At 65.6% G+C, this 16,179-nt stretch carries 14 protein-coding genes; 2 read left to right on the top strand and 12 right to left on the bottom strand.

What is annotated here, in order from left to right; translation table 11 throughout:
* From tatC to BM118_RS01585, 9 genes are all read right to left on the bottom strand, one after another.
* Positions 1 to 813: a twin-arginine translocase subunit TatC gene (tatC, locus tag BM118_RS01630; protein ID WP_092181319.1), complete on the bottom strand. Its 813-nt coding sequence runs from the start codon at positions 811 to 813 to the stop codon at positions 1 to 3.
* Complete coding sequence (tatB, locus tag BM118_RS01625; RefSeq protein WP_092181316.1) at positions 810 to 1,349, bottom strand: Sec-independent protein translocase protein TatB; 540 nt, start codon at positions 1,347 to 1,349, stop codon at positions 810 to 812. Before tatB ends, tatC begins: the two co-directional genes overlap by 4 nt.
* Positions 1,350 to 1,438: 89 nt before the next feature.
* Positions 1,439 to 1,672 carry a twin-arginine translocase TatA/TatE family subunit gene (locus tag BM118_RS01620; protein ID WP_011087519.1) on the bottom strand — a complete coding sequence of 78 codons (234 nt, stop codon included), beginning with the start codon at positions 1,670 to 1,672 and terminating at the stop codon, positions 1,439 to 1,441.
* A gap of 166 nt (positions 1,673 to 1,838) precedes the next feature.
* Complete coding sequence (scpB, locus tag BM118_RS01615; RefSeq protein WP_027546593.1) at positions 1,839 to 2,591, bottom strand: SMC-Scp complex subunit ScpB; 753 nt, start codon at positions 2,589 to 2,591, stop codon at positions 1,839 to 1,841.
* A gap of 21 nt (positions 2,592 to 2,612) precedes the next feature.
* Positions 2,613 to 3,452 carry a segregation and condensation protein A gene (locus tag BM118_RS01610; protein WP_092181313.1) on the bottom strand — a complete coding sequence of 280 codons (840 nt, stop codon included), beginning with the start codon at positions 3,450 to 3,452 and terminating at the stop codon, positions 2,613 to 2,615.
* On the bottom strand, positions 3,449 to 4,477 hold the full coding sequence (gene nagZ, locus BM118_RS01605; protein ID WP_092181310.1) for a beta-N-acetylhexosaminidase: 1,029 nt from the start codon (positions 4,475 to 4,477) through the stop codon (positions 3,449 to 3,451). Before nagZ ends, BM118_RS01610 begins: the two co-directional genes overlap by 4 nt.
* Positions 4,478 to 4,523: 46 nt before the next feature.
* Entirely contained in the window at positions 4,524 to 6,104 is a 1,581-nt protein-coding gene (locus BM118_RS01600) for an SPOR domain-containing protein (RefSeq protein WP_092184184.1), read from the bottom strand.
* A 140-nt stretch (positions 6,105 to 6,244) separates the two neighbouring features.
* Positions 6,245 to 8,035 carry an arginine--tRNA ligase gene (argS, locus tag BM118_RS01590; protein ID WP_177233940.1) on the bottom strand — a complete coding sequence of 597 codons (1,791 nt, stop codon included), beginning with the start codon at positions 8,033 to 8,035 and terminating at the stop codon, positions 6,245 to 6,247.
* A 9-nt stretch (positions 8,036 to 8,044) separates the two neighbouring features.
* Positions 8,045 to 9,253, bottom strand: coding sequence for a deoxyguanosinetriphosphate triphosphohydrolase (locus BM118_RS01585; RefSeq protein WP_092181307.1), 1,209 nt, complete (start codon positions 9,251 to 9,253; stop codon positions 8,045 to 8,047).
* Between the two features lie 111 nt (positions 9,254 to 9,364).
* Here BM118_RS01585 and erpA point away from each other — a divergent pair, with 111 nt between their 5' ends.
* Positions 9,365 to 9,694 (top strand): iron-sulfur cluster insertion protein ErpA, encoded by a 330-nt coding sequence (gene erpA, locus BM118_RS01580; protein ID WP_092181304.1) that lies wholly within the window; start codon positions 9,365 to 9,367, stop codon positions 9,692 to 9,694.
* Between the two features lie 4 nt (positions 9,695 to 9,698).
* On the opposite strand, the gene BM118_RS01575 is transcribed toward erpA, so the two are convergent.
* Complete coding sequence (locus BM118_RS01575; RefSeq protein WP_092181301.1) at positions 9,699 to 12,026, bottom strand: ATP-binding protein; 2,328 nt, start codon at positions 12,024 to 12,026, stop codon at positions 9,699 to 9,701.
* A gap of 133 nt (positions 12,027 to 12,159) precedes the next feature.
* Between BM118_RS01575 and xth the strand changes: the two genes are divergently transcribed.
* Positions 12,160 to 12,957: an exodeoxyribonuclease III gene (gene xth, locus BM118_RS01570; protein WP_177233939.1), complete on the top strand. Its 798-nt coding sequence runs from the start codon at positions 12,160 to 12,162 to the stop codon at positions 12,955 to 12,957.
* Positions 12,958 to 12,973: 16 nt separating this feature from the next.
* Here xth and BM118_RS01565 read toward each other — a convergent pair whose 3' ends face one another.
* Positions 12,974 to 13,795 (bottom strand): tetratricopeptide repeat protein, encoded by an 822-nt coding sequence (locus BM118_RS01565; protein ID WP_092181296.1) that lies wholly within the window; start codon positions 13,793 to 13,795, stop codon positions 12,974 to 12,976.
* Entirely contained in the window at positions 13,782 to 15,506 is a 1,725-nt protein-coding gene (gene ilvD / locus BM118_RS01560) for a dihydroxy-acid dehydratase (protein ID WP_092181293.1), read from the bottom strand. The genes BM118_RS01565 and ilvD overlap by 14 nt, the downstream gene beginning before the upstream one ends.
* Positions 15,507 to 16,179 lie beyond the last annotated feature (673 nt).

The following is a 16,179-nucleotide window of genomic DNA, read 5'->3' as shown; positions in this document are numbered from 1 at the left end:
CTATTCGGCCGGGTTCGCCGGCGTCGATACGTCGGTGCCGGTCGCGGCCTGCGCGGCCGCCGCCTTCTTCTCCACCATCCCCACCGCGATGATCGAGCCCTCGTAGAGCGCCAGCAACGGGATCGCGAGCGAGCACTGGCTCAGCACGTCGGGCGGGGTCAGCACGGCCGCGATCACGAAGGCGATCACGATGAAATAGCGGCGCTTCTCGCGCAGCATCTTCGAGGTGACGATGCCGATGCGACCGAGCAGCGTCAGGATCACCGGAAGCTGGAAGGCGATGCCGAAGGCGAAGATCAGCGACATCATCAGCGACAGGTATTCGCCGACCTTGGGCAGGAGCTGGATCTGCGCGGTCTCGTCGCTGCCGGCCTGCTGCATGCCGAGCGAGAAACGCACCAGCATCGGCAGCACGACGAAATAGACCAGCGCCGCGCCCAGCACGAAGAAGAACGGGGTCGCGACCAGATAGGGCAGGAAGGCCTGCTTCTCGTGCTTGTAGAGCCCGGGCGCCACGAACTTGTAGATCTGCGTCGCGACGATCGGGAACGAGATGAAGCCGGCGCCGAACAGCGCGAGCTTGAGCTGCGTGATGAAATATTCCAGCAGCGCCGTGTAGATGAATTTCGAGTTCTCGGGACCTGCGACCCACACGAACGGCCAGACCAGCACGTTGTAGATCTGCTTGGCGAAGAAGAAGCAGAAGATGAAGGCCACGCCGAAGCCGAGCAGCGCCTTGATCAGCCGCGAGCGCAGCTCGATCAAATGGTCCATCAGCGGGGCTTTGCTGGCCTCGATATCGGCGTCGCTCATGACGCTTTGGCGTCCTTGATCGCTTCGGATGGCGCGGTGTCCTGGGCAACGACCGGCGCCTGCTCGACCTCACGGGTGATGGCGAGCGGCTCGTTCACCGCTGCATGGGCTTCGGCTTCCACGAAGGTTTCCGGCATCGGGGGTTCGGGGGTTGTTGGAGTCGTCGGCGCCTCACTTGAGGTCGCCAGCGCTTCACTTGAAGTCGCTGGTGCTTCGAAGGCGGTCGTTGAGGACGCCTCGGCCGGCTTGTCGAGTGCATCGACGCGGAGCGCGTCGCTGACGTCCTTCTGGAGCGAGCTCAGCGGATTGAAGCCTGTGGCGGCTTCCTTGACCTCGTCGAAGCTCTTCTTGAGGTCGGCCATCTCGGCCTCGCGCATCGCTTCCTGGAACTGGCCCTGGAATTCGGCGGCCATCTTGCGGGCCTTGCCCATCCACTGTCCGACCATGCGCAGCACGCCCGGCAGCTCTTTCGGGCCGATGGCGATCAGGGCTACGACCCCGATCAGGACCAGTTCACTCCACCCGATGTCGAACATGAGGTCTTCCGTTCACGCCAGCCGCAACCGGCCCAATCCCTCGCGCGCAGGATCGGGGGCCGCTACCCGCGTCTCGCGTGCTCTCTGGTTCAGACGGCCTTGCTGCCGACGTCGGAGCGTGCCGCGGTCGGCGCGGCATTGTGCTCGATGGACTTGGCCGGCTCAGGCTTGTCAGCAGGCTTGTCGTCGTCCTGCATGCCCTTCTTGAACGCCTTGATGCCCTGCGCCACGTCGCCCATCAGATCCGAAATCTTGCCGCGGCCGAACAGCAGCAGGACCACTGCGATCACCAAGATCCAGTGCCAAATGCTGAGTGAACCCATCCTGCAACCCTCCAAACGCGCATGGCCGGGGACCCGGCCGATCTTCACCGGAACGTAGGCTTCGCAGGCCTCAAAAACAAGGACCAAGGCAGCGCCAATTCGCTGTTGGCGCTACGCAATCTTGCTAGTGTTAACCGGTCGCAGGGGCCCGCAGCAGGACGGGACGTCAGTCCTCGCTGCCGCCCTCGCCGCCACCCTCATTGCCGCCTTCCGGCGCCTCGGGCTCGACCGCAGGTGCCAGCGCGAGATCGAGGTCCTCGCCCGGCTCCAGCGGATCCTCGTCCTCGCGCAATTGCGGGTCATCGGACGGCGTCGGCACGCTGAATCCGGTGGGCAGGCGCGAATCCAGCAGGCCCGTGCCCTTCAGCTCTTCCAGGCCCGGCAGATCACCCAGCTGTTCCAGGGTGAACTGCGACAGGAAGTCCTCGGTGGTTCCGAAGGTCAAGGGACGGCCCGGCGTCTTGCGCCGGCCGCGCGGCTTGATCCAGCCGGTCTCCAGCAGCACGTCGAGCGTGCCCTTCGAGGTGACGACGCCGCGGATCTCCTCGATCTCGGCGCGCGTCACCGGCTGGTGATAGGCGATGATCGCCAGCACCTCGATCGCCGCGCGCGACAGGCGGCGGGTCTCGGTGCTCTCCCGCGTCATCAGCCAGGCGAGATCGCCGGCGGTGCGGAAGGTCCATTTGTTGGCGACGCGCACGAGGTTCACACCGCGCAAGGCATAATCGGCCTGCAGCTGCTCGAGCGCGGCCTTGACGTCCACGCCATCAGGCATGCGCTTGGCCAGCGTCGCGGTATCCAGCGGCTCACTCGAGGCAAACAGCAGCGCTTCCAGCAGCCGCAATTCTTCAGGACGTGCCTGGGATTCGTTCTCCATCGGCTCGGCCTCGTCTACCCGCACTTCAGCCAGGCTTGCCATGGCAGATTCTCCTTCTTGCACTTAAGCGACCGGCGCATCGGGCGCAGGAGCTGCGTCAGGGACCGGTTTGGGGCGCCCCTTCCGGAAATAGATGGGCGCGAACGCCTCTTTCTGGTTCAGCTCGAGCTGACCTTCCCGCACCAGCTCCAGCGCAGCGGCGAAGCTCGAGGCGAACACCGTCGCCCGCTGCGTCGGATCGGCGACGTGCCGGATCAGGAAGTCGTCGAGCACGCCCCAGTCATCTTGCTCGCTGATGCTGCCGACCAGCCGTTCCAGCGTGGCGCGCGCCTCGGCGAGCGACCACACCGTACGCTTGGCCAGATGCACGCTCGCCAGCACACGCGACTGGCGCTGTGCCGCATAGGCGGTGAGCAGGTCGTACAGCGTCGCGGTGTATTTCGGATGCTTGATCTCGGCGATCTGTTCGGGCTCGCCGCGCGGGAAAATATCGCGCTGCAATTGCGGCCGGTTCATCAGCCGGTTGGCGGCTTCACGAATGGCTTCCAGCCGGCGCAGCCGGTTGGCAAGCGCGGTCGCCATCTCTTCGGCGCTCGGCCCTTCCGCGCTCGGCGGCTCCGGCAGCAGCAGGCGCGATTTCAGGAAGGCGAGCCACGCCGCCATCACGAGATAATCGGCAGCAAGCTCCAGCCGGATCTTTCGCGCGGCCTCGATGAAGTGGAGGTACTGGTCGGCCAGCGCCAGAATCGAGATCTTGGCGAGATCGACCTTCTGCTGCCGCGCCAACGCGAGCAGGAGGTCGAGCGGGCCTTCATAGCCCTCGACGTCCACCACCAACGCCGGCTCACCCTCGGCGAGCTCTGCGGGCCGCCCGGTTTCAAACGATAGGATTTCTGCGGTCATGCGGATGCCGTGTTTGCCCGTGCGATCAATGCGTCCAGTTCGGCGCGTGCAGCCGCCCGGTCGAATGGCTGCGGCGCCTTGCGCGCCGCGAGCGCGGCTGTCGCCCGCTCCAGCGCCCTGCCGGACAGTTCAGGCGTCTGGCCGGCGACTTCGCGCATCTCCTCGATGTTGCCGTTGCAATGCAGAGCCATGTCGCAGCCGGCCGCGAAGAGGGCGCGCGTCCGATCGGCGATGCTTCCCGCCAGCGCGTTCATCGACACGTCATCACTCATTAACAAACCCTGGAACCCAATTGCGCCGCGAATCACCTGAGCAATCATTGTCGCAGATGTCGTCGCCGGATGGGCGGGGTCGACCGCGCTAAACACAACATGTGCAGTCATGGCCATCGGCAGGTCGGCCAGCGGCTTGAATGCGGCGAAATCGGTCCGCTCCAGTTCATCTCTGGGCGTGTCGACGGTCGGCAGCTTGAAATGGGTATCGGCGGTGGCGCGGCCATGGCCGGGAATGTGCTTGAGGACCGGCAGCACGCCGCCCTGCTCCAGGCCCTCGGTCACCGCGCGCGCGATCGCTGCGACCTTGCCGGGTTCGGTGCCATAAGCCCGGTTCCCGATGACGGCATCGGCGCCCGGCACCGGCACGTCAGCCAGCGGCAAGCAATCCACGTTAATGCCGAGGTCGGCGAGATCGGCCGCGATCAGCCGCGCACTGAGGCGCGCCGCGGTGAGCCCGAGCGCCGAATCACTGTCGTACAGATTCGCGAATACGGCGCCCGGCGGATAGACCGGCCAGTGCGGCGGGCCCAGTCGCTGCACCCGTCCGCCCTCCTGATCGATCAGGACGGGAGCGTCGGGCGCGTTCGCAACCGCTCGCAATTCTGCAACCAATGCAGCAACTTGAGCCGGCGTCGCGATGTTGCGCTTGAAGAGGATGAAGCCCCATGGGCGCTCAGCACGGATAAACTCCCGCTCGGCGGCGGTCAGTTCCGTTCCGGATACGCCGGTAATGAAGGCCCGCGTGCTCATAAGGGCCGATTAACCCTGCCCCGCGAGGGGGTCAAGGAATCGGCCGTTAATTCCTCTGGACGAAGCAGGCCGACAGGCCAGCGGACTTGAGGCTGTTGCAAGCCTGCGTCGCTTCTTCGGCCGAGCCATAGGGCCCGGCGAAGGCGCGATAGACGATTCCCTTGCCCTTGTCGGTGAGATCGACCCGCTTGATCACCGGCGAGCGCGATCCGAGCACGCTGCCATATTTGCTCTGAAGCACCCGGTACGACGCGGCGGCGCTGTCCTCGGTCTGCTGCGAGGAGACCTGCACAACGTAGCCGCCACCGCCGCTGCTGGCGGGCGCGAGCTGCGTCGGGTTGGTCGCCGCCATCCGTTGCGGCGGCTCGGCTGCGGGCGCCGATTGCGGAGCAAGCGAGAGCGGCTGGTTGGCGCTGGCATTGGCCGAGGTCGGCGGCGTGCGCGGCGCGGCCGGTGCAGCCGGTGCGGCGACCGGCTTCGGCGAAGTTGCAGTTGCGGGCTTTGCGGCAGCGGCCGATTGCGGCGCGGCGCTATCGGTCTGATCGCCCCTTACGGCCACAGTCCGGATCGCGCGCGGCGAATTGTTCGGCAGCGTGCCGTTGCTCGGAATCGGACCCGCGCTCGACGGCGGGATCGTGGACGGCGAGACGCTCGCCACCGGCGGCGGATTCGCATTCGGGTTCAGCGGCGGAAACACCACGCGGGGACCGCCCGCCTTGGCGTTGACGTCGACAGGCGCTTCCTCGCGCGGCACGATCTTCTCGGTGCCGTCGCCGACGACCATGCGATCCGGCACCTTGGCCGAGGAATCCGTCGGCGCGGGCACGATCTTGGTCGGCGTGTTGTCGGCCTTGATGATCGGCGGCTCGCCGCTGCGGGGCGAGCCGACATAGGTCTTGTAGGCGAAGGCCGCGCCGGTCCCGACCACGGCAAGCGCCAGGATCGCCGCAACCGTCATCATGCCGCCGCGCGCCTTCTTCGGCTCGTCGAGATCGGCCTCGGGATAGTCGCTCTGGAATGCGTAGGGATCGTCCGGATAGGCCGGATCGCGCTGATAGTCCTGCTCGCCCGCCTCCAGCTTGCCGTAGAGCGCATCGTCGTAGCGCGACGGATCGGGCTGCGTGTATGGCTCCTGATAGGCCTGATCCTGCTGATAAGCCTGAGCTTGATAAGGCTGATCCTGATAAGCGTGATCCTGATAGGCCTGCGGCTGATGGAAATCAGGCTCGGGCGCGGTCGGCTGGGCTGAATAGCGATGCAACGGATGAACCGCGTTTACGGAGACTGGATAGTCAGGCTCCGGCGCGGGTGCCGGCTGCGGCTGCACGTTGGCGCGCCGCATCCATGAGGGCGGCCCGGGCGGAGCCGACGGGGCCTGCTCGGCATAGTCCTGCTGGTAGTCGTCCTGGCGATAATCGTCTTCCTGATAGCCTTGCTGATGGCCTTGGGCGGGCGCCGGCACTGCCGGCGGGCGCGCAGTCGGCCGCCCCTGCGCTGCAAACGGATCGGTCTGCCCGATCAGACGGGCGAGCTCGGCCAAGGGATCATTTTCCGCCTTCCCATGCTGATCGCCGCCGCGACCATAGTCATCGGAAGGAAACGGTCTGTCCTGATATCGTTCGGCCATCGTGATGATGCGTCCCTTCGGGAAAGCCGCGCGCCCCTCGACCAAGGCACGGCTTTCGACCCACAAGGCTGTCAACCAAGTCTCAGCGGTCCGGCTTCTGCCGGTTACCCCCACAATCCCCTTAAGTAGTTCGCCCCAAACTACCGCATCTCGTCCGGGGCATGGACGCCGAGGATGGCGAGGCCCGATGCCAGGACCGAGACGACGCCCTGGACCATGGCCAGTCGCGCCTTTGTTAGATCTGCATCATTATTGATAATGAAGCGTAAATAGGGCAAATCGCGCCCCTTCGTCCAAAGTGCGTGAAATTCGCTCGCTAAGTCATAGAGATAAAAGGCAATCCGGTGCGGCTCATGGGCCACGGCGGCGGCTTCCAGCACCCGCGGATAAATTGCGAGGCGCTTGAGAAGGTCGAGCTCCACGGGGTCCGACAGCCGCTCCACCGCCGACTCGCCGAGCCAGGCGATGCGCTTGGCGGTATCATCCGGCAGGTCCGGGAACACCTCGGCCCGCGCGTTGCGGAAGATCGAGTGACCGCGGGCGTGGCCGTACTGGACGTAGAACACCGGATTGTCGCGCGACTGCTCGATGACCTTGGCGAGGTCGAAATCCAGCACTGCGTCGTTCTTGCGGTAGAGCATCATGAAGCGGACGGCGTCCTGGCCGACTTCATCCACCACCTCACGCAAGGTGACGAAGTTGCCGGCCCGCTTGCCCATTTTCACCGGCTCGCCATTACGCAGCAGCTTCACGAGCTGGACGATCTTGACGTCGAGCGCGCCCTTGCCGGAGGTCGTCGCCTTCACCGCCGCCTGCATGCGCTTGATGTAGCCGCCATGGTCGGCGCCCCAGACGTCGATCATCTCCGCAAAGCCACGGTCGAACTTGTTCTTGTGGTAGGCGATGTCGGAGGCGAAGTAGGTGTAGGAATTGTCCGACTTGATCAGCGGACGATCGACGTCGTCGCCGTACGCGGTCGCCTTGAACAGCAGCTGCTCGCGGTCTTCCCAATCCTCGACCGGCGCGCCCTTCGGCGGCGGCAGGCGGCCTTCGTAGATGTCGCCCTTGGCGCGCAGGAAGTCGATGGTCTCGGCAACCTTGTTGTTGCCGCTCTCGATCAGCGAGCGCTCGGAGAAGAACACGTCGTGGCGGATGTTGAGGGCGGCGAGATCGTCCCTGATCTCGTCCATCATCATCGCAATCGCCTTGGCGCGCACCGTCGGCAGCCATTCGGCCTCGTTCATCGCGCGGAGCTTGTCGCCAAACTCCTTAGCGAGCGCCTGCCCGACCGGCTTGAGGTAGTCGCCGGGATAGAATCCTTCCGGAATCGCGCCGATATCCTCGCCCAGCGCCTCGCGGTACCTCAGGAAGGCGGAACGCGCGAGCACGTCGACCTGGGCGCCGGCATCGTTGATGTAGTATTCGCGGGTGACATCGTGGCCGCCGAACTGGAGCAGGCTCGCCAGCGCGTCGCCGAACACGGCGCCGCGGCAATGGCCGACATGCATCGGCCCGGTCGGATTGGCCGAGACATATTCGACGTTGACCTTCGAGCCACCGCGGACGCGACCGTAATCGGCGCCCTCGCGCAGCACCGTCCGCAGCGCCTCGGCCCAGGCGGCGGGCTTCAGCGTCAGGTTGATGAAGCCCGGGCCGGCGACGTCGACCTTGGCGATCAGCGCGTCGGCCCGCAGCCGCTCGGCGATCTGCTCGGCGAGATCGCGGGGCTTTGCCTTTGCCTCTTTCGCAAGCACCATGGCGGCGTTGGTCGCCATGTCGCCATGGGAGGCGTCGCGCGGCGGCTCGACCACCACGCGCGAGAAATCGATGCCCTCGGGCCAGCTGGCATCCGCCGCGAGCGCGCGGCAGGCGGCGTGCACGCGTGCGAGCACGTCAGCGAACAGGTGCAGGGATGAGGATGTGTCGGGCATGGCCGCCGCCTAACGCAAATCCGGGGTCGAGTCAAAGAGCCGCTGATGCTCGGTCAGGGCGAAACGGTCGGTCATTCCGGCAATGAAATTGCCGATCCGCCGGGCCCGGTCGCCCTCATTATCCGCCTCCGCTCCCAGCAGCCATTCCGGCGGCAGCTCGGCCGGCGATTTCAAATATTTCGCGAACAGGTCGAACAGGATCTGTTCGGCCTCCCCCATCACCCGCATCACCCGCTTGTGGCGGTACATGTGCAGGTAGAGGAAGCGCTTGATGGCGGCCTCCTCCTCGGCGACGTCAGCGGGAAACGCGATCAGCGCCCGGCTCTGCTGGCGCACGTCCTGGGCCGATTGCGGCTTGGTGGCGGCAAGGTTCTTCTGCGCCTCCGCAAACACCGCGCCGATCAGGTGCGAGATCAGCTCGCGCACCAGCTCGGCGCCGCGCCTGACGTCTTCGAGATCGGGATAATGCGCCGAGGTTTCGGCAATGATCTCCGCCGTGAGCGGCATCACCTTGAGATCGTCGAGATCGAACAGGCCGGCGCGCAGGCCGTCGTCGATGTCGTGGGCGTCATAAGCGATGTCGTCTGCGATCGCCGCGACTTGTGCTTCGAGCGAGGCGAAGCTCCACAATTCGAGATCGTAGACCTTGATGTAGTCGGCGATGCCGACGGGAATGCCGTGCTCGCGATAGTGTCCGACCGGTGCGCCGCTGCGATCGGTCAGCGGGCCGTTGTGCTTGACGATGCCCTCCAGCGACTCCCAGGTCAGGTTCAGCCCGTCGAATTCGGGATAGCGGTGCTCCAGCGCCGCGACGACGCGCAGGGCCTGGGCATTGTGGTCGAAGCCGCCAAATTCCTTCAGGCAGGCATCCAGCGCCCGCTCGCCGGCGTGCCCGAACGGCGGATGGCCGAGATCGTGCGCGAGCGCCAGGGTTTCCGTGAGATCCTCGTCGAGCCCGAGCTGCCGGGCTAGCGCCCGGGCGATCTGAGCCACCTCGAGCGAATGGGTCAGCCGGGTCCGATAATGGTCGCCCTCGTGGAACACGAAGACCTGGGTCTTGTATTTGAGGCGGCGGAATGCGGTGGAGTGGATCACCCGGTCGCAATCCCGGCGGAACGGGCTGCGGGTCCGGCTCGGGGGCTCGGCGACCAGCCGGCCGCGGCTGCGATCGGGGTCGCAGGCATAGGGCGCGTGGGGGGCTGCCATTCCGACGGACACGGCGAATTTAGTCCCTATCCATTTGATTCTGCGTATGGTGGCACTTAACTATGCCGGATGCGGGATACCAAATGAATTGGGTATGACGCCGCCGACGATCGGAGACCAGAAATGATGACTGCCGTGACCATCAGTGACCGGGCCGCACGCCGGATTGGGGAGATCCTCAAGGGCGAAGGGTCGGGCGCGATGCTGCGCATCTCGGTCGAGGGCGGCGGCTGTTCCGGCTTTCAGTACAAGTTCGACATCGACCGCGACCGCACCGACGACGATCTCGTGATCGAGCAGGACAATGCGGTGGTGCTGGTCGACTCCGCCTCCCAGCCGTTCCTGGCGGGGTCGCAGGTCGATTTCGTCGATGACCTGATCGGCGCCTCGTTCCGCGTCAACAATCCCAACGCGACGGCGTCCTGCGGCTGTGGGACCAGCTTCTCGATCTGAGCGCCTACGCGCCGGTGATCTGCCGTTCTTCCTCGCTCCACTCAACCTCGGCCGGCATCAGCTCCGGCTGAAGCGGCGCATCGTCCGACGCCACGTGGTTTAGCGCCCGCAGCAATGCCGCGACCAGCGCGGGCTTGCGCAGCGGCTTTGCCAAAAAGTCCGACATGCCCGCCTCGCGGCAGATCCTGACGTCTTCGGGGAAGGCGTTGGCGGTGAGCGCGATGATCGGCAGGGCCTCGAAGCGGCCGCCTTGCGCGCGGATCGCACGGGTTGCGGCAAGACCGTCCATGTCGGGCATGCGCACGTCCATCAGCACGACATCGTAATCGCCCTCCGAGGCCGCCGCGACGGCCTCGACGCCGTCGGTGACGACGCGCAGCTCGACATCGAAGGCACCGAGCATCTTGCTCACGACCATGCGGTTGACGGCATCGTCCTCGGCGACCAGCACCTTCAACGGCCGGTCGAGTTCGGCGATACGCACCTTGAGCTCGTCGGCCTCGTCGCGGCCGGCCGCCTGGTCTGATACCGGCGCCTGGCTCCAGGGCAGCACCAGCGTGAAGCGGAAAGTCGAGCCCTCGCCCGGCGTCGAGGTGACGCCGATCGTGCCGCCCATCTGCTCGATGATGCGCCGGGAGATCGCAAGCCCAAGCCCGGTGCCGCCGAAGCGCCGGCTGATCGAGGCATCGGCCTGGGCGAAATCACTGAACAGCTGGCCGAGTTTTTCGGGGGCGATGCCGATGCCGCTGTCCTTGACGGTCCATTCGACGGTCGCCAGCAGGTCGCGCCGCGCCTGGCAGGTGGCCGAGATCGTCACCTCGCCTTCGTCGGTGAACTTCACAGCGTTGGACGCGAGGTTGAGCAGCACCTGACGGATGCGCGCGACGTCGCCGCGCAGTGTCGGCGGCAGGTTCGGATCGAGCTCGACCTTGACCGTGAGCCCCTTGCTCTTGGCGCTCGCGCGCACGACGGTCGCGACTGTCTCGACCAGCGCCTGCGGTGCGAAGTCGATCGCCTCGAATGCGAAGCGGCCGGCCTCGAGCTTGGACAGATCGAGGATGTCGTTGAGGATGCGCTGCAGATTGTCGCCGGACTCGCGGATCGTGGTGACGGCCTCGCGCTGCTCCGGATCGAGCTTGGTTTCGAGCAGCATGCTGGCAAGCCCGAGCACGCCGTTCATGGGCGTACGGATCTCGTGGCTCATCACGGCGAGGAAGTCCGACTTGGCGCGGCTCTCGGCCTCGGCCTTTTCCGCGCGCCAACGCTCGGTCACGTCACGGCCGAAGCCGCGATAGCCGAGGAACTGGCCGTCGCGGTCGTAGGCCGGCTTCGCGGTGAGCGACCACAGCCGCGCCTCGCCGCCGGCAACGACCTTGAGGTTCATCTCGTGCAATGGCTCGGCATGTTCCATCAGGCCGACGATGTTGTAGGCCGCGGTCTTGTCCTCGGGGCTGAGCATGTCGAGCACGTCGGCGAAATGCGAGCCCTTCAGCAGCGGAAGCGGCAGCTGCGCGACATCGGCGAAGCGCTCGGGCACGTTGACCAGGTGTCCCTCGGCGTCGGTCTGCCACAGCCAGTCGCTGGCGTTCTCCTGGAAATCCTTCAGCAGCAGCGAGATGATCTCGGTCTGGCGCTCGAGCTCGAGCTGGGCCTTGAGATTGCCGAGGAACAGGTTGCCTTGCGAGACGATGTTGCGCGCCATGAAGAACGCGAACAGCAGCAGGAACCCTGAGGTCACCAGATACGGCCCGGCGCCGCACAATAGCAGCGCGCCAGCGCAGCCGACCGTCATGGTGGCGAGATAGACGAGGCCGGCGCGCGGGAAGGTCGAGAGCGTGAAGGCGCCGCCGGACATCACGCCGACCATCAGGCAGGCCAGGATCAGCTGGCTGGTCGGTTCGATGTGGCTGAACAGTGCGAGTGGCAGCGTGGCCCAGATCGCGGCGATGAAGAATGCCTGCCGCAGCATGTGCCGCGCGGCGCGGGGCGAAGCCTCCTGCGGCGGGTTCCGATAGGACCGCCGCCACGAACGGACCGCGAGCGAAGCGGTGGCGGCGAGCGTCAGGCCCCAGATCGCAAGGAAGTCGTTCCAGCCCCTGCCCCAGAACAGGATCAGCACGATGGCGACGTTGAGCATGGTGACGGCCATCGTCACCGGGATCAGCCGCGTCACCGCATCGATCTGCTTGGCGCGGATCCGGCCCAGCTCGCGCTCGCTGAGATCGGCGGTCATGCCGTCCTCGATCTCGAAGCCGCCGAGCCAATACAGGAACGCGCCGACCAGTCCGTCGCGCGGCTCAGTTCGTTGTGAAGTCTCGACCCGCCAACCCATCCGTGGAACCTTTTCCGTATCAATGGCCTGCGGCCCGCTTAAGCCGGGTTAATTTTGTGGGAGATTTTGCGGCGTCCTTGACGGGGGCGTTTGCATTTTGTTCTAACGGGTGCCCCTGCCCGGAGCCGTCGAAATGCCCATCAGAGTAGCCACCTGGAACGTGAACTCAGTCCGGCAGCGGATCGACCTGCTCCTGACCTGGCTGAAGGAGTGCCAGCCGGACATCGTCTGCCTTCAGGAGATCAAATGCGTCGATGAGGCCTTCCCGCGCCTGGAGATCGAGGCGCTCGGCTACAACGTGGTCACGCACGGGCAGAAGACGTTCAACGGCGTCGCCCTGCTCTCGAAGCTCCGCTTCGACGAGACCAAGTCGGGGCTGGCCGGCGACGACGAGGATGCGCATGCCCGCTTCCTCGAGGGCGTGGTGACGCTCAAGCACGGGGTGCTGCGCATCGCCTGCCTCTATCTGCCCAATGGCAATCCGGTCGGGACCGAGAAATATCCCTACAAGCTCAAATGGATGTCGCGACTTCTTGAATATTCGAAGGAGCGCCTCAAGACCGAGGAGCCGCTGATCCTCGCCGGCGACTTCAACGTCATCCCGCATGCCCGCGACGTCCATAATCCGGCGGCATGGACCGAGGACGCCCTGTTCAAGGCGGAGACGCGGGAGAGTTTTCAGTCCCTGCTTGGCCTCGGCCTGACCGATGCCTTGCGGGCCGTGACCGACGATCCGGGGCTCTACACCTTCTGGGACTACCAGGCCGGCGCGTGGCAGAAGAACCATGGCCTGCGCATCGACCATCTGCTGCTGTCGCCGCAGGCCAGCGACCGGCTCGCCAATGTCGGCATCGACAGCTATGTGCGCGGCTGGGAGAAGCCGTCGGACCACGTTCCGGTATGGGCGGATCTGGATCTGGAGGCGGCGTAACGCCGCCTCCTGGAGATCACTCCCGGCGGCCCTGCACCCACTGTTCCAGCATTTGCAGGCACATGGCGCGGTCGTCGTCGGAGGCCTTGGCGAAGGCGCGGTTGTAGCTTTCCTTGATCCAGGTCTCTTCGGCGCCGGCGCTGTCACGTGCCAGGGTCAGCCACATCAGGCCGCGCGCGGCCTGCCGCGGCAGACGGTCGCCGTTGAACAGCATCTGGCCGAGCAACGCCTGGGCCTCGTGCTGGCCCTTCTGCGCGGCGAGCCCGAGCCAGCGCGCGCCATAGCGGAAATCCTCGCGCGAGGCGTCCGGCGTCTTCAGGTACAGCCGGGCGAGATCGTACTGCGCATCCGCATTGCCGAAATAGGAGGCCGCATAGGAGAACATCTCCCGCGCCCGGTCCTGGTCCGGCTTGATCTTCGAGTTCGGGATGCCGCTCAGATAGTAGCGGCCGAGCGCGACGAAGGCATTGGCCACGATCTGCGCCTGCGGCGCCGAGGGGCTGTCCTCGGCATGCGCGTTGGCGATCCGGCTGAAATATTCGAAGGCGCGCACGTCGTCCTGGGCCACGCCGTCGCCATTGGCGTACATGCGGCCGAGCTTCCACTGCGCGATCGGGTGGCCGCCCTCGGCGGCATATTGCAGGGCGCTGAGCGAGGTTTCCTGGGTCGCCGGCGGCACCTTGCTGCGCACCGCACCCGCGGCCCCCGGCAAGGTGGTCACGACAGGGATGGTCGCGTCCTTCTGGTTGACCGGCGCGCCGTCAAAGGCGAGCGCCGGCGCGACCAGCGCACTGGCCCCCAACACAAACGCAACAATGGCACGCCTAGATGTCCGCATAACACTGTTTCTCGTGCGCACCGCCCGGATGGGTCACTGCCCCCCCGACGGCTGGTCCAACCTGCTGAGCATATTTCCAGAGCGCGCCCGTCGTGTGGTTAGTCGCGCGAGCGCTCCATTTGGTCTTGCGCTGGGCAAGCTCCTGGTCGCTCAATTTTACGTTAAGGGTACCGACGTCCGCATCGATCTCGATGATGTCGCCATCCTCGAGCAGCCCGATCGGGCCGCCGATGGCGGCTTCCGGCCCGACATGGCCGATGCAGAAGCCGCGGGTGGCGCCAGAGAAGCGGCCGTCGGTGATGAGCGCAATCTTGCCGCCCATGCCCTGTCCGGTCAGCGCCGCGGTGGTCTGGAGCATTTCCCGCATGCCGGGGCCGCCCTTCGGCCCCTCGTAGCGGATCACGATGACTTCGCCTTCGCGGTAGGTGCGCTTCTGGACCGCCTCGAAAGCATCCTCCTCCCGGTCGAAGCACCTGGCCGGACCGGTAAACTTGAGGTTGGACATTCCCGCGACTTTCACGATCGCACCTTCTGGCGCCAAATTGCCCTTCAGACCCACCACACCGCCGGTGACGGTGATCGGCTTGTCTGCCGGGTGCACCACGTCCTGGTGCGGATTCCACTTCACGCTCTTGAGGTTTTCGGCGATCGTTCGACCGGTGACCGTAATGCAGTCGCCGTGGAGAAATCCGTTGTCGAGCAGCGTCTTCATCAGAAGCGGGATGCCACCTACTTCAAACATGTCTTTGGCGACATAACGGCCGCCCGGCTTCAAATCCGCGACATAAGGTGTCTTTTTGAAGATTTCGGCGACGTCGAACAGGTCGAACTTGATGCCGCACTCGTGCGCGATCGCCGGTAGGTGCAGCGCAGCATTGGTCGAGCCGCCGGAGGCCGCGACAACGGCGGCGGCGTTCTCCAATGCCTTGCGGGTGACGATGTCGCGCGGCCGGAGGTTTTGGGCGATCAGGTCCATCACCTGCTCGCCCGCGGTCATGCAGAAGGCGTCGCGGATTTCATACGGTGCCGGCGCACCGGCCGAGTAAGGCAGCGCCAGGCCGATGGCTTCCGAGACGGTCGCCATGGTGTTGGCGGTGAACTGCGCGCCGCAGGCCCCCGCCGAGGGGCACGCCACGCGCTCGATCTCGTCGAGATCCTCGTCCGACATGGCGCCGACCGAGTGCTTGCCGACGGCCTCGAACATGTCCTGCACGGTGACCTGCTGCCCGCGGAAGTTGCCGGGCAGGATCGAGCCGCCATAGATGAAGATCGAGGGCACGTTGAGGCGCACCATCGCCATCATCATGCCCGGCAGCGACTTGTCGCAGCCGGCAAGGCCGACGAGCGCGTCATAGGCATGGCCGCGGACGGTCAGCTCGACCGAGTCGGCGATGCATTCGCGCGACGGCAGCGAGGAGCGCATGCCGTCATGGCCCATGGCGATGCCGTCGGTGACGGTGATGGTGCAGAATTCGCGGGGGGTGCCGCCGGCCGACGCGACGCCCTTCTTCACCGCCTGCGCCTGGCGCATCAGGGAGATGTTGCAGGGGGCGGCTTCATTCCAGCAGGAGGCGACGCCGACGAAGGGCTGGTGGATCTGCTCGGTGGTCAGACCCATGGCGTAGAAGTAGGACCGATGGGGCGCGCGCGCAGGGCCTTCCGTCACGTGACGGCTCGGCAGCCTCTGCTTGATGTTGCTCTTCGCGTCCATCGCAAACCAGTTTCCCCGGCCAACCCTTTCAGACCCGAAAAATCAGACCCAAGATTTGAATCGACCTTGGGATTTCCCGTCGCCTCGAGGACCGCCGCTACCCTTGAAACATTAGAGTGATTTTATTCATGTTCGGGTGTGGCTAAAAAGCGGCGGTGATGCGAACGGCTGGCGATGAGGGCTTAATCCGGAAGGAGTGTTGCGTGGATGGCACATTCGTTACCGGGAAGACACGGGTCGGCTTACCGAGATACCCTCACGAAGATGACAATCCACAACTTCAGATTTTACGGCGGTGCGGCGCGCCCCGGCGCGGTCTCGTGGAGGGCGCGTGCCTCAACTGAGTCGCGCCCTCAGATTGCCAGCCCCGTCACGCTGAGGTCGAGCAATGGGACGCAGCGCGTCCCATTGAGAGCCTCGAAGGATGCACGGCCGAGATGCAGCCGGGCCGTCCCCTTCGAGGCTTGCTCTGCAGCGTTACGCGCAGCAGAGCGCGCGCCTCCAGCGACAACGGCTTCGCCGTTGCGCGGGGGTGACGGTGATGGAGTGGCGCACGCTCTTCCCACACCGTCATTGCGAGCGCAGCGAAGCAATCCAGAATCCCACCGCGGAAAGACTCTGGATTGCTTCCGCCTTTGCTAAAGCTTCGGCGGACAAGTCGCTGCGCTCGCAA

Origin of the sequence: Bradyrhizobium sp. cf659 (assembly GCF_900113725.1) — a bacterium.
Lineage (GTDB): Bacteria > Pseudomonadota > Alphaproteobacteria > Rhizobiales > Xanthobacteraceae > Bradyrhizobium.
Note: the sequence above shows the minus strand (reverse complement) of the source record. Positions and strands in the feature narration are given on the sequence as shown.

Coding starts and splice junctions, on each gene's coding strand:
- tatC (WP_092181319.1), bottom strand. CDS start 813: ATGAGCGACGCCGATATCGAGGCCAGCAAAGCCCCGCTGATGGACCAT.
- tatB (WP_092181316.1), bottom strand. CDS start 1,349: ATGTTCGACATCGGGTGGAGTGAACTGGTCCTGATCGGGGTCGTAGCC.
- BM118_RS01620 (WP_011087519.1), bottom strand. CDS start 1,672: ATGGGTTCACTCAGCATTTGGCACTGGATCTTGGTGATCGCAGTGGTC.
- scpB (WP_027546593.1), bottom strand. CDS start 2,591: ATGGCAAGCCTGGCTGAAGTGCGGGTAGACGAGGCCGAGCCGATGGAG.
- BM118_RS01610 (WP_092181313.1), bottom strand. CDS start 3,452: ATGACCGCAGAAATCCTATCGTTTGAAACCGGGCGGCCCGCAGAGCTC.
- nagZ (WP_092181310.1), bottom strand. CDS start 4,477: ATGAGCACGCGGGCCTTCATTACCGGCGTATCCGGAACGGAACTGACC.
- BM118_RS01600 (WP_092184184.1), bottom strand. CDS start 6,104: ATGGCCGAACGATATCAGGACAGACCGTTTCCTTCCGATGACTATGGT.
- argS (WP_177233940.1), bottom strand. CDS start 8,035: ATGCCCGACACATCCTCATCCCTGCACCTGTTCGCTGACGTGCTCGCA.
- erpA (WP_092181304.1), top strand. CDS start 9,365: ATGATGACTGCCGTGACCATCAGTGACCGGGCCGCACGCCGGATTGGG.
- BM118_RS01575 (WP_092181301.1), bottom strand. CDS start 12,026: ATGGGTTGGCGGGTCGAGACTTCACAACGAACTGAGCCGCGCGACGGA.
- xth (WP_177233939.1), top strand. CDS start 12,160: ATGCCCATCAGAGTAGCCACCTGGAACGTGAACTCAGTCCGGCAGCGG.
- BM118_RS01565 (WP_092181296.1), bottom strand. CDS start 13,795: ATGCGGACATCTAGGCGTGCCATTGTTGCGTTTGTGTTGGGGGCCAGT.
- ilvD (WP_092181293.1), bottom strand. CDS start 15,506: ATGGACGCGAAGAGCAACATCAAGCAGAGGCTGCCGAGCCGTCACGTG.